Origin of the sequence: Gordonia amicalis NBRC 100051 = JCM 11271 (assembly GCF_000332995.1) — a bacterium.
GTDB classification, from domain to species: Bacteria; Actinomycetota; Actinomycetes; order Mycobacteriales; family Mycobacteriaceae; genus Gordonia; species Gordonia amicalis.
In genome coordinates, this window is record NZ_BANS01000007.1 from 168293 (window position 1) to 181382 (window position 13090).

General features: G+C 66.7%; 12 protein-coding genes. 8 read left to right on the forward strand and 4 right to left on the reverse strand.

Features of this window, described 5'->3' with window-relative positions; translation table 11 throughout:
- Nucleotides 1-134 precede the first annotated feature (134 nt).
- Nucleotides 135-1058 (forward strand): tRNA glutamyl-Q(34) synthetase GluQRS, encoded by a 924-nt coding sequence (gluQRS, locus tag GOAMI_RS04330; RefSeq protein ID WP_006435174.1) that lies wholly within the window; start codon nt 135-137, stop codon nt 1056-1058.
- A 3-nt stretch (nt 1059-1061) separates the two neighbouring features.
- On the opposite strand, the gene GOAMI_RS04335 is transcribed toward gluQRS, so the two are convergent.
- From GOAMI_RS04335 to tgt, 3 genes are all read right to left on the reverse strand, one after another.
- On the reverse strand, nt 1062-2072 hold the full coding sequence (locus tag GOAMI_RS04335) for a hemolysin family protein (RefSeq protein ID WP_006435175.1): 1011 nt from the start codon (nt 2070-2072) through the stop codon (nt 1062-1064).
- Nucleotides 2065-3492: a hemolysin family protein gene (locus GOAMI_RS04340; protein WP_006435176.1), complete on the reverse strand. Its 1428-nt coding sequence runs from the start codon at nt 3490-3492 to the stop codon at nt 2065-2067. Before GOAMI_RS04340 ends, GOAMI_RS04335 begins: the two co-directional genes overlap by 8 nt.
- A 271-nt stretch (nt 3493-3763) precedes the next feature.
- The gene (gene tgt, locus GOAMI_RS04345; RefSeq protein ID WP_006435177.1) at nt 3764-5023 is read right to left on the reverse strand and encodes a tRNA guanosine(34) transglycosylase Tgt; all 1260 of its coding nucleotides are present in this window, start codon (nt 5021-5023) and stop codon (nt 3764-3766) included.
- A 117-nt stretch (nt 5024-5140) separates the two neighbouring features.
- On the opposite strand from tgt, the gene GOAMI_RS04350 reads away from it, so the two are divergent.
- Both GOAMI_RS04350 and GOAMI_RS04355 read left to right on the forward strand, forming a co-directional pair.
- Nucleotides 5141-5650: a hypothetical protein gene (locus GOAMI_RS04350; RefSeq protein ID WP_006435178.1), complete on the forward strand. Its 510-nt coding sequence runs from the start codon at nt 5141-5143 to the stop codon at nt 5648-5650.
- Nucleotides 5651-5710: 60 nt separating this feature from the next.
- Nucleotides 5711-6508 (forward strand): MerR family transcriptional regulator, encoded by a 798-nt coding sequence (locus GOAMI_RS04355; RefSeq protein WP_006435179.1) that lies wholly within the window; start codon nt 5711-5713, stop codon nt 6506-6508.
- A gap of 25 nt (nt 6509-6533) precedes the next feature.
- On the opposite strand, the gene GOAMI_RS04360 is transcribed toward GOAMI_RS04355, so the two are convergent.
- Nucleotides 6534-7349, reverse strand: a complete 816-nt coding sequence (locus GOAMI_RS04360; RefSeq protein ID WP_006435180.1) for a tyrosine-protein phosphatase — start codon at nt 7347-7349, stop codon at nt 6534-6536.
- A gap of 366 nt (nt 7350-7715) precedes the next feature.
- On the opposite strand from GOAMI_RS04360, the gene GOAMI_RS22990 reads away from it, so the two are divergent.
- From GOAMI_RS22990 to GOAMI_RS04380, 5 genes are all read left to right on the forward strand, one after another.
- Nucleotides 7716-7922 carry a hypothetical protein gene (locus tag GOAMI_RS22990; RefSeq protein WP_006435181.1) on the forward strand — a complete coding sequence of 69 codons (207 nt, stop codon included), beginning with the start codon at nt 7716-7718 and terminating at the stop codon, nt 7920-7922.
- A gap of 108 nt (nt 7923-8030) precedes the next feature.
- Nucleotides 8031-8762, forward strand: a complete 732-nt coding sequence (locus tag GOAMI_RS04365) for an ATP-binding cassette domain-containing protein (protein WP_006435182.1) — start codon at nt 8031-8033, stop codon at nt 8760-8762.
- A 5-nt stretch (nt 8763-8767) separates the two neighbouring features.
- Nucleotides 8768-10732, forward strand: a complete 1965-nt coding sequence (locus GOAMI_RS04370) for a YhgE/Pip domain-containing protein (RefSeq protein WP_006435183.1) — start codon at nt 8768-8770, stop codon at nt 10730-10732.
- A gap of 111 nt (nt 10733-10843) precedes the next feature.
- A complete protein-coding gene (gad, locus tag GOAMI_RS04375) occupies nt 10844-12253 on the forward strand; it encodes a glutamate decarboxylase (protein WP_006435184.1) in 1410 nt (469 codons plus the stop codon).
- A 95-nt stretch (nt 12254-12348) separates the two neighbouring features.
- Entirely contained in the window at nt 12349-13023 is a 675-nt protein-coding gene (locus GOAMI_RS04380) for a hypothetical protein (RefSeq protein WP_006435185.1), read from the forward strand.
- Nucleotides 13024-13090: the final 67 nt, after the last annotated feature.

Below are 13090 nucleotides of genomic sequence, written 5' to 3' on the forward strand. Positions count from 1 at the left end.
TGGCAACGATCCGCCCGGAACTCCGGGACAACCGTCGGGTCCGGCGCGCCCGTCGGGACGCACCGCAGGGGCAGACCGTCGGCGGCGCCGGTTCTCATCGCGGCTCGTCGAGCCGAGGCGGTAACCTCGACGCGATGTCGACACAGCACGCAGCGGGCCGGTACGCACCGTCCCCGTCGGGCGACCTCCACGTCGGCAACCTCCGAACGGCCATGCTGGCCTGGTTGTTCGCCCATACGACGGGTCGCCGTTTCCTCATCCGCATGGAAGATCTCGACCGCGCCGTCGCCGGCGCCGACGCCCGGCAACTCGCCGACCTCGCCTCGCTCGGTATCGACTGGGAGATCCCGGTCGTCTACCAGACCGCGCGACGCGACATCTACCGCGACATCATCGCCCGGCTCCGCGACGCCGGTCGAACCTTCGAATGCTTCTGCACGCGTCGCGAGATCCTCGAGGCGCCGTCCGCTCCCCACGCGCCGCACGGCGCCTACCCCGGTACCTGCCGCCATCTGACCGACGCCGAGCGCGCCGAGAAGATCGCCGCCGGACGGCCGCCCGCGATCCGCATCCTGGCCGACACCACCGAGTTCACGGTCACCGACCTGCTCCACGGCACCTTCACCGGCATGGTCGACGACTTCGTGATCCAGCGCAACGACGGCACTCCGGCCTACAACCTGGCCGTCGTGGTCGACGACGCCGCGCAGGGTGTCGACCAGGTGGTCCGCGGCGACGACCTGCTGTCGTCGGCTCCGCGTCAGGCCTACCTCGCGACACTGCTCGGCGAGACGCCACCGACCTACGCACACGTGCCGATGGTGCTCAACCCCGCCGGCGTCCGACTCTCCAAGCGAGACGGCGCGGTCACCCTCACCGACCTGGCGGCGGCCGGAGTCTCGGCAGCCACCGTGCTCTCGCACCTCGCGCAGTCGCTGGGTCTCGCCGGACGCGGCGAAGCCGTCGACCTCCCGACGCTGGCGGCCCGCTTCGTCCCCAAGGCTCTCCCCCGCGAACCCTGGCTGCTGGGCCCGACGGAGTGGGCCTCCACTGCCTGAGTGCTACGCCGTCGTCGCCAGCAACCTCTGCAGCAGGTCGTTGAGGGTGATCAGTCCGATGGCCCGCCCCGAGTCCGTCACCAGGGCGAGGTGGGCCCGCCTCTCACGCATGGCGGCGAGAGCCTCGTAGACCGGTTGTGCGGATTCGATCCGCAACACCGGGCGCATGAGGTCGGCGGCCGTGGCACCCGGCTCGGCGCGCAGGCTGTCGCGCACATGCACGACGCCGTGCACCGGGCCACCGTCGGCGTCACGAACCAGCAGACGCAGGTGGCCGGAAACCCGTCCGACCGTCTGGATCTCGTCAGCGCTCGCGGTCGGCGGCACCGCCGCCAGGATGTCATTGGGCGTGACGACGTCCGCGAGGGACAGCGACTCGAGTTCAAGCGCGCTGGTCAGGTGCGCGTGATAGCGCTCGTCGAGTGTCCCGACCGTCGCCGAGTGCTCGACCAGATGGCGCAACGCGTCACTGTCCTGGCCGGTGGCGACCTGATCCACGGGTTCGACACCCACGCGCCGCAGGCACCAGTTCGCGAGATGGTTGAGCTGCACGATGACCGGCCGCGTCACCCACATGAACGCACGCATCGGCAGGGCCAGCACGATCGCCGACCGCTCCGGGTGCGCGATCGCCCACGACTTCGGCGCCATCTCGCCGACCACCAGGTGCAGGAAGGTCACGATGATGAGCGCCACCACGAAGCCGACGACGTCGGCGGACCAGTAGGGCAGGCCCCAGCTCTCGAACAGCGGCGTGAGCCAATGGTGCACAGCAGGTTTCGTGACCGAGCCCAACGCGAGTGTGCAGACGGTGATGCCGAGCTGCGAACCCGCGAGCAACACGGACAGCTCCGACGCGCTGCGGAGGGCCGCCCGGGCGCTGCCGCTCGTCGCGGCCTCGTCCTCCAGCCGGTGGCGTCGGGCAGCGATCAACGCGAACTCGACGGCGACGAAGAAGGCGCTGGCCGCGATGAGCACGACGGTGATCACCGCGACGATCCACGGGTTATCCATTGTCGGCCTCCCGTCCGGCATCCGATCCTGCTGCGTCGGAGCCCACTTCGGCCCCGCGCGACACCGACACCAGGGCCGGCACATGCTTCTCCACCTCGAGGACCTGCACGCGCACCACACGAGGCGGCGCGTCACCGTCGTCGAACAGCGCGGCCGGATCGGGGTCGATGCTGATCGCCATCGTCTCCCCGACCGCGGGGAGACCCACGAACTCCGCGATCACCAGTCCGGCGATCGTCTCGTAATCGCCCTCGGGCAGTTCCCAACCGATCGCGCGGGAGACCTCGTCGACGTGGGCGTCGCCCCGGACGCGCCAGCCGTCGGCGGTCTCCTCGATCGTTGCGATGCTCTCGGGATCGTGTTCGTCGTCGATCTCGCCGACCAGTTCCTCGGCGATGTCCTCGGCGGTCACCACGCCGGCGAAACCGCCGTACTCGTCGATGACGATGGCCATCTCCTCGTCTGCGGTGGAGAGGTTCTCCAGCACCTCCGGCAGCGGCAGCGTCGACGGGACCACGACGGCCCGGCGGCACAGATCACCTGCGGTGGCCGACGGGTCGGCCCGGGCGGGTTCCTTCTTCAGCGCGTACGACCACTCGAGCAGATCGTGGAGATGAACCACTCCGCGCACCTCGTCGTCGGTACCGGCGGTCACCGGGTACCGCGTGTGTCCGGTACTCATCCGATCGAGCACCTCCGACGCGGGCAGCCCGGCATCGACCAGGTCGGTGTGCGGCCGCGGGATCATCGCATGTTCGGCTGTGCGCGTGGGAAACTCGAGAACGCGGTCGAGCAGCACGGACAGGTCCTCGGGCAGCTCGCCGGCATCACGCGACTCGGCGACTATGTGTTCGAGGTCGCGGACCGACGCCGAGTGCTCGACGTCGTGGACCGGTTCGATCCGCAGGGCGCGCAGCAGCAGATTCGAGGCCTTGTCGAACAACGCGATCAACCAGCCGAAGACGGTCAGATAGATAGTGGTGGACCGGGCGAGCCACAGCGCGACCGGTTCCGGCCGGGCGATCGCCAGGTTCTTGGGAAACAGCTCGCCGAACACCATCTGCACGACCGTGGAGAACAGGATCGCGATGACCGTGCCGATCGCGACACCGACACCCACCGGGATGCCGACGTTGTTCAGCAGGTCACCGACCCCGGAACCGATCAGGGGTTCGGCGACGTAACCGACGAGCAGGCCGGTGACGGTGATGCCGAGTTGGGCTCCGGAAAGCATGAACGACGTGCGCCGGGTGACGGAGAGTGCGCGTTTCGCGGCGGCGTCACCGGATTCGGCACGGGCTTTCAGGCGGGAGCGGTCGACCGCCATGAAGCCGAATTCCTGGGCCACGAAGTAGCCGGTCACGGCCGTGATCGCGAGGACCACCAGGATTCCCAGGAGGATTCCGAGAACGGTCAGCATGTCGCCATCCGATCAGGATCGACGCCCGGGGCGTCGGGGAAGATCTCGCAGGGGGCTGCTCGTTCCGAACTCGGTTCGGAACTGGGTGCGGACGGGTGTCGTCGGCGTTTTCGGCGCTTTGCGCGTCTCATCGTCTCTCTCGCTGGTACTCGAATACCCCTACAGGGTGCCGAGTCTTCGGGGTGGCTCGCAACTGCTTGCGATGGGAACACAACGAACGACTGTCACGCACGGTTCCCCGACGTGACCCACCGCGCTCCCGCGGACAGGGTCAATCTCGCATCGACCCGTAGTAGCGACGCAGGAATTCGTCCCGGTACTCGACGTAGGTGCCGTTCTCGATCGCCTGACGTGCACGGTCGACGAGTGTGACGATGAACGACACGTTGTGCAGGGTCGCGAGCGTCGGACCGAGCCCCTCCTTCGCCTTGAACAGGTGGTGGAGGTAGGCCCGGCTGTACTGCGAGGTGTAGTTGTCGATCTCGGGGTCGAGCTGCCGGAAGTCATTGCGATACTTGGCATTCGTCACGTTGTACCGGCCGTCGAGCGAGTAGATCGCGCCGTTTCGGGCGACGCGCGTGGGCGACACGCAGTCGAAGGTGTCGACGCCGTTCTCTATCGCGGTGAAGATGTCGTCGGGCTCGCTGATGCCCAGCAGATGCTTCGGCGCATCCTCCGGCAGTTCGTCGTTGACCCAGCCGACGATCGTGCCGAGGTTGTGCTTCTCGAGCGCGCCGCCGATGCCGTAGCCGCCGAATCCCTTTCCGCCCGCGTCACGATCGGCCTCACTCAGGGCGACGAGATCGCGTGAAGCCTTGCGCCGCAGGTCCTCGTACTGGGCTCCCTGGATCACGCCCCACAACGACTGCTGGGGACGGTGCGCGCGTTCGACGCTCAGGCGGTTGTGCTCGACCAGGCAGCGGAGGGCCCAGAGTCGGGTGCGCTCGAGCGAGCTCTCCTGGTACGCACGGGTGTTCATCAGGGTGGTGAGCTCATCGAAGGCGAAGATGATGTCTGCACCGAGCTGGTGCTGGATCTGCATCGACACCTCGGGAGTGAAGCGATGGGCCGAGCCGTCGAGGTGCGACTTGAACGTCACGCCGTCGTCATCGACGCGCGAGAGCCGTTCCTTGCCGTTGGCGGTGAGCTCGTCGTCGGGGTTGCTGACCTCCATGGCGATGACCTTCTTGAAGCCGGCGCCGAGCGACATGACCTGGAATCCGCCGCTGTCGGTGTAGGTCGGACCCCGCCAGTTCATGAAGGCACCGAGCCCGCCGGCCTGATCGATGATCTCGGGACCCGGCTGCAGGTAGAGGTGGTAGGCATTCGCGAGGACCGCCTGCGCGCCCAGCGCGGAGACCGACTCGGGCAGGACGGTCTTCACGGTCGCCTTGGTACCCACCGGGATGAAGGCGGGGGTCTGGATCTCGCCGTGCGCGGTGGCGATCACCCCGGTACGGCCCCGGGTGCCGGGGAGGGTGGTTCCGACGGTGTAGGCGGGGTCGGTGACTTCGGTTCCGGTACTGCTCACCGGTGCATCCTCCCAGGTCGGCGCCCTCCACCCAAACCGGCGGCGCGATCGTCGGGCCCGTCGGACGCCGCGAGGACGCCGCGGTTCGATGTTCCGCCGATTCGATACGGTGGGGCCATGTCGTGCAGAACGCGCCGCGCCATCTCCTCCGGGACCAGGCTCGCCACCACCGCTCTCGGCCTGTCATTGGCCCTGTTCACGCTGTCCGCGTGCGGCGAGGAGCAGGACGTCACCGACACGTCTGCGACCGCCGGGAACAGCGCGGCGCCCGCGGCGGAGCAACCAGCCGACGCTCCGTCGACCTCGGCCCCCGTGGTCGCCGGCCGCAAGCCCGCGTCGACCCGTGCCGAATCCGTCACACCGCGCGCCGACGCGGACGATTCCGCCCGGAGCGGCCCCGGCGCCACCTGCGGCACCATCCCCGGGCCGGACGGCGCACTACGTGTTCTGATCCTCGCCGGCGACGTCGATTGCGACCAGGCGAAGACGATCGGCGGCGAGTACGGCCCCAAGATCGTCAGCGGCACTCAGCAGTCGGTCTCCGGCTGGACATGCGGACCGTCGCAGTTGCAGGGCGTGCTCGCCGCCTGTCAGAAGGACACCACCGTCATCGGTTTCGCGCCCTGACCCGACCCGCTCGCCGGACGGCTTGACCCTCACGCGACGTCAGACCCCAAGGTTGCCCATGTGAGTGAAGAGAAGCGTCACCCGCAGCGCGATCATCCACCGGGCCTGACCGTGGGCGCCGTCGCGGGGATGGTCGGGGTCAGCGTGCGCACGCTGCACCACTACGACCAGATCGGGCTGGTGACACCGTCGCGCCGCACGACGGCCGGATACCGCGTCTACGACGACACCGACGTCGAACGGCTCTACCGTGTCCTGACCTACCGCGAACTGGGCTTCTCACTCGAGCGGATAGCGACCCTGCTCGACGATCCCGATGCGGACGAACTGCATCAGCTCCGGACGCAGCACGCGCTGCTCACCGACCGGATCGATCGCTTGCACCGGATGGTCGTAGCGGTGGAGGAGATGATGACCACGAAGAAACGCGGAATCCAACTGTCCGCGGCCGAGCAGCGAGAGATCTTCGGCGACGACTGGCGCGGCGAAGAGTACAGCGCGGAGGCCGAACAACGGTGGGGCGAGACCGATGCGTGGCAGGAGAGCCGGAAACGCGTCGCCCGGTTCTCGAAGGAGGACTGGCGCAACATCAAGGCCGAGACCGATGACCTCGAACGGCGCCTTGCCGACGCGATGCTCCAGGGACTGACACCCGGATCTGCCGAAGCCGACGCGCTCGCCGAGGAACACCGTGCCCAGATCGGGCGGTTCTACGACTGCTCGCACGAGATGCACGTCGGACTCGCCGACATGTACGTCGCCGACCCGCGCTTCACCGCGCACTACGACGAACAGGCACCCGGGCTGGCCGTCTATCTGCGTGAGGTCATCCGGACCAACGCCGCGAAACACATCTGATCGCGGCGCCGGCCCGGCATCGGTGTCACTGGTCCAGATAACGCGTCCGAAGTGTCTCCGGGACAGCGGGATCCAGGCCCAGCCCGTCGCGGAAGTAGCCCTCGACGTCGCCGTACTCGGCGGTCATCTCGTCGAACGCATCCTCGAGGTACTGCCGCCGGACGCCGAGAATCGCCGACAGGATGTCCGGATCACCGCCGGCCTTCTCGAATGACGCGAAGACCGGATGCAGTGCCGGGATCAGTTCGTCGTTGGTGAGCAGGTAGTCCTCGAACACCTCGTCGCGACCGACGCCGAGCACCGTGAGGAACGTCGCGGCGCCCCAGCCGGTGCGGTCCTTGCCGGTCGTGCAGTGGAACAGTGCCGCCCCGGGTCCGGCCGGCTCGGCCAGGGCCTCGAAGAACTTCCGGTAGGACGTACGGGCACTCGGTAGGTTCACGATCTGCCGATAGGTACCCGCCATCATCGCTTCGGCCTGCCCACCGCCGAGGGCTTTGTTGGCCTGGGCGACCATCGCCGGGTCGGCGAACACTTCGTTGAGACGGGCCGGCATGGCGGTCGACGAGTCGGCCAGGACGTCGAAGTGGGTGTCGGTGACGCCCGGCAGGTCCGGGTCGGGTGCAGCGTCCCGCTCTGCAGCGGTACGGAAGTCGTAGACGGCTGTGATCCCCAACTCGTCGAACTTCGCCAGGTCATCCCCGGCCAGACGGTGCAGCTCGGTGGACCGGAACACCAGGCCGGCGCGCACCCGGCGTCCGTCGGCAGCCGACCAACCACCGAGGTCCCGGAGATTCGGCACAGTGGCGAGCGCCACGGCATGCCCATGGGTGAGATCTGTCATGAAAAGAGATTCTGACAGCCCAATCCGATCGGCCTTCGGCGACGAATCTCCCGAGTGCTCAATATGTGCCATAAATATCCGTCCGATGATCCCATGAGGCACTCTGATGACGTTGAGTCGACGAGAAGTTGGCCGCCGGTTACCGATACCCGCGAGTAACATTAATATCGTGCCGTCTTGGGAGATGACTCACAGATGGCCTTTCTCTTCCCGGGGAAAGTGAGCAACAAAAGCGCAACCCATACGATTCCGGTCACATCATGAGGATTGCCCCCGATCACCCCAAACGTGCTGTTCGCAGGAGGTGGCGGGGCAGTGATATCCGAACCTCGGCGGCGTTACAGGGCGCCAGGTGAATTTCGTGCCATGATCCTCCACGACAGCCTGCGCAGTCGCATTGAAAATGCCGGATATCCCTGGGCTAAGTTCCCTTTCATGTCCAGCAAAGTGGCGGTTCACGGTCGCACAATCATCCGAAATGTGCGGGTATTCGACCGGCCGTCCGAAGGACTGATCAACGGCACGGACCCACTGACCGAGGGCGACGCCGAGCGGATCTTCAAGAACCTCTGATTCAACCCCTGCCTGTCGTACTGCCTTCCGGCGGTACGGCAGGCAAGTCGGTTGTACCGACCCCCAAGAGAAAGTTGGACGATGTGGTCTTCGGATCGGGCGGCAGCGATGCGTGACGCCCCGGAGCCTGGCGGCACCCCCTCGGACGCAACCCTGATCGAAGCCCGCGAACTCTCCGTGGATGCTTCCTGGGGCCACATCTGCGGTCCGGTCGACCTCCGGGTCCGCACCGGCGGAGTCACCGTCCTCGCCGGGCCGGAGGGCCGCGGCCGAACCGCACTGTTGCTCACGCTGGCGGGTCGCATGCGCCCGACGAAAGGCGAGTTGGTCGCCTTCGACCGCTCGAACGACGCCCACCATCTGTTCAAGAACGCTGCCGTGGCATGGATCGACGAGGTCGACGACATCGAACAGACCATTCGCGTCAGCGACGTCATCACCGAGCAGATCCGGTGGTCGGCACCTTGGTACAAGTGGGTCACGCCCGCGCTCGAGGAAGACCTCGAGCGCATCTGCCGACCCGTCTTCGGCCCGTACCCCCTGCCGGCGATGGAGTCGTTCGTCGAAGAACTCCCCGAACTGACCGCTGCCCTCTTCCGTATCGCGGTGGGCAACCTGCGACGTCCGCCGCTGCTGGTCGTCGGCGGGGTGGACAACCTGACGCGAAGCCAGAACCAGCTTCACCTGATGGACCGTCTCGTGGACCTGGGCCGCACCCAGACCGTGATCACCGCCGACATCAACGCCGTGTCCCCGGCCGGCGGTGTCCGTGACGTCATCGGTGTCCACAACCTCACAGATGGCCAGTTCGTCGGCCTCGAGCACGAAGATCGGACGTAGAGAACATGTTTGCCGCATTCTCGCCGGGCAGCGACATCAAGCGCTACTACCGGGGACGGATGCCCCGGCTGGCGCTCGTGGTCATCATGCTCATGCCGCTCCTGTACGGCGCGATGTACCTGTGGGCGTTCTGGAATCCGTTCGCCGCCGCCGACAAGATCCCGGTCGCCCTCGTGAACGAGGACACCGGCGCGGTCGTCGAGGGACAGAAGCTCGACGCCGGCGCCCAGGTCGCCGCGGGGCTGATCGAGTCCAAGCAGCTCGATCTGCACGAGGTGTCCGCTGCCGAGGCGGCCGACGGTGTCGCGCACGGCAAGTACTACTTCTCGATCACCCTGCCCGCCGACTTCAGTTCGGCGATCGCGTCACCCACGAGCGACAAGCCGCGCTCGGCGCCGCTGGTGTTCACCTACAACGACGCCAACAACTACCTGGCGACGATCATCGGCCAGGACGCCGCGCAGCAGGTCGTCAACAAGGTCAGTGCACAGGTCGGGGCCCAGACCTTCGACATCGTCCTCAACGACGTGGGAACCGTCGCGGGCAAGCTGACCACCGCGGCGGACGGCGCGAACGAACTGGCCGCCGGCCTGAAGACCGCCAACACGGGTGCTCAGGAGATCGCCACCAACCTGGTGACCGCGAAGAACGGCGCCGCCGAACTCGCCGGCGGTCTCGGCGAACTCGACTCCGCACTGCTCCGCGCGACCGACCCGCTGCTCGCGGCGATCGGCAACGGAGATCAGACCGGCCTCACCGCCGCGGAGGTGAACGCGGCCGCAGATCGCCTGGCCCGCAACGCCGGAGCCGCGTCGAACGAACTCACCACCGCGGCGAATCAGCAATCGCAGGCCAGCAAGGGACTGGAGTCGGTCATCGCTCGGCTCGGCGCCTCCTCGGACCCTGCGATGCGTGGGCTCGCCGAAGCCCTCAACCCGGCGCGGCAGTTCCTGCGCACCAACGGTCTCGGACCGGATGCGAACAACCAGCTCACCCAGCTGAACAGCGATGCCACTCTGCTCTCTCAGCAGCTCGGCAACCCGAACAGCCCCCTCCGACTCGGTCTCACCCTGGTCGAGGACGGCGGCTTGCGCAACGACATCATCGCCGCACGCGGCGCCGCCGACGAATTGAAGAGCGGTTCCGCCGAACTCAGCACCGGTCTCGGTGAGCTGAGCGCGGGCGCCGACCAACTCGCCGCCGGCACCGAGCAGTTGGCCGCGGGCTCGGCCGAACTGGCATCGGGTCTGGACGAGGGCGTCAAGGCCATCCCGTCCTGGAGCAGCGAGCAGAAGAAGGAGATCGCCTCGACGCTGGCGCAGCCCGTCGAGTTGCAGGAGGACTACACACACGAGGCACCGACCTTCGGAACGGGTTTCGCCCCCTTCTTCATGTCCCTGGCATTGTTCGTCGGCGGCATCATCACGTGGATGTTGTTGACGCCCTTGCAGTCCCGCCCGATCGTGCAGGGCTTCTCGTCTCTGCGCGTCGTATTGGCCTCGTACGCACCCGCGTTCGCCATCGGCTTCATCCAGGCGACCATCCTGTACTCGGTGGTCACCTTCGCCGTCGGACTGCGAGCCGAGTACCCGATATCCACATTCTTGTACCTGTTGCTCGTCGTCGCCACCTTCATGGCGATGATCCAGATGTTCAACGCCGTGTTCGACGTGGCAGTCGGACGTGTTGTGACACTGGCATTCCTGATGATCCAGCTGGTCTCCGCGGGCGGTATCTACCCTGTGCCGACCACGGCCACACCGTTCCAGTACATCCACTACGTGGACCCGATGACCTACACCGTGGAGGGCCTCCGACAACTCACGGTCGGCGGCATCGACTACCGATTGTGGCTCGCCATCGGCGTCCTCAGCGGTATCACGGTGGCCTGCCTGCTCATCTCGTCGTGGGCCGCCCGCCGAAACCGCCAGTACACGATGGACCGTCTGTATCCGCCGGTGGAAGTCTAGGGAGGTCGTGACAGGCAAGCCCCCGTGACTGTCGTCTACCTCGAGTAGATCGCTTCAACCGCCCCATTTCCGGTATTGAGCGCCTTAGCATCTGAACACCAGGAGGAATACATGACACGCAAATCGACTTCACATGCCCGCACGAACACGAACATCGGCGACAACCTCAATCTGCGTACCGTCTTCACCCGCCCGGGTGAGGCCACCGATCTGCCGAAGTTCTCACTGGCCGACGACATGCTGCTGCCGGAGACCGCCTACCAGATCGTCCACGACGAGGCGATGCTCGACGGCAACGCCCGCCTGAACCTCGCGACCTTCGTCTCGACCTGGATGGACGGCGAGGCGAAGAAGCTGTACTCCGAGACCGTCGACAAGAACATGATCGACAAGGACGAGTACCCGCAGACGGCGGCCATCGAGGACCGCTGCTGGAAGATCCTCGCCGACCTGTGGCACAACCCGGACGTCGACCAGGCCATCGGCACCTCGACCATCGGTTCGTCGGAGGCCTGCATGCTCGGCGGCCTGGCTCTCAAGCGCCACTGGCAGGCCCGCCGCAAGGCCGAGGGCAAGTCGATCGAGAAGCCGAACCTGGTGCTCTCCACCGCTGTCCAGGTGTGCTGGGAGAAGTTCTGCAACTACTTCGAGGTCGAGCCGCGCTGGGTGCCGATCAGCCCGGAGCACATGGTCCTCGACGGCCACGAGCTCGAGAAGTACGTCGACGAGAACACCATCGGTGTCGTCGCGATCATGGGTCAGACCTACACCGGCATGTACGAGCCGGTGAAGCAGATCGCCGCCAAGCTCGACCAGATCCAGGCCGACACCGGCCTGGACGTGAAGATCCACGTCGACGGCGCGTCGGGGGCGATGATCGCACCGTTCTGCCAGCCCGACCTCGAGTGGGACTTCCGCGTCGAGCGCGTCGTCTCGATCAACACCTCCGGCCACAAGTTCGGTCTCGTCTATCCCGGCGTCGGCTGGATCGTGTGGCGCGACACCGAGGCACTGCCGGAGAGCATGGTCTTCCACTGCAGCTACCTCGGTGGCGACATGCCCACCCTGGCGCTGAACTTCTCTCGTCCCGGCGCCCAGGTGCTGCTGCAGTACTACCAGTTCCTGCGTCTCGGCCGTGAGGGCTACCGCCAGGTGCAGCAGGGTTCGCTCGACGTCGCGCAGTGGCTGTCGTCGCAGATCGCCGAGATCGACGCCTTCGAACTCGTCAGCAAAGGTGACACCATCCCGGTGTTCGCGTGGCGCCTGAAGTCCGGTCACACCGACAACTGGAACCTGTACGACCTGTCGGATCGCCTGCGCATGAAGGGTTGGCTGGTCCCCGCCTACCCGATGGCCGACGATCTCGCCGACCTGACCGTCCAGCGCATCGTGGTCCGTGCCGGCCTCAGCCACGACCTCGCCCGCGCCCTGATCGCGGACATCCAGACCGAGGTCGAGTTCCTCGATCGTCTCGAGGGCCCGATGCCTGTCGAGGGCGATCGGTCGCACTTCCACCACTGATCGCCGAGCCCCTCGGCGATTCGGATCTCCTGTCCCCGGCCTGGCATCCCCTTCCAGGCCGGGGACGCATCGTCGCATACACAGACAGGTAGAAAATGAGCATTGCCGCGTCATCCCCCAGGCGCAGCGAGATCTTCATCCCGACACTGAACAAACAGTGCTGGGGCTTCATGATCGGTTCGGCGTTGTTCGCGCTGGGCTCCGCACCCGGTTTCGGCTCCTGGGCAGGGGCGGCGACCGTCAACGTCTGCTACTTCGTCGGTGCCTGGTTCTTCACCGCCGCAGGCCTCATGCAGCTCTTGCTGAGCGGCCCCGTGACCACGCGCGTCGACTACGGAAACGGCGTCATGGTGCGGGCCGACTGGCTCTCGGCGGCAACCCAATCGCTCGGCACGGTACTGTTCAACGTGAGCACCACCGCCGCCTTGACCGCACACGCCGTTGTGTCACAACGCGATCTGGTCTGGGCGCCCGATGCGGGCGGGTCCATCGCCTTCCTCCTCAGCGGCTTCCTCGCGGTCCGCGGATACCGGCATGCACACCGCTTCTTCGATCCCGGAGCTCGTTCCTGGTGGTCGGTCCAGATCAATCTCCTGGGCTGCATCGCGTTCAGGGTAGCGGCCGTCGGCTCCTACATCTCCGAGGCCGGCGTGACCGTCGACGCAATCCTGGCGAATGTCGGGACGTTCATCGGTGCGATCTGCTTCTTCCTGACGTCCTTGCTGGTCCTGCCGGCGTGGGACCGCAGCACTTCGGGTGGGTCGGTATGACCCGGACGCACACACACCGGCGATCGCCCCGTCCCGGCCAGGGCGATCCCGCACCGGGGAGCCGGCG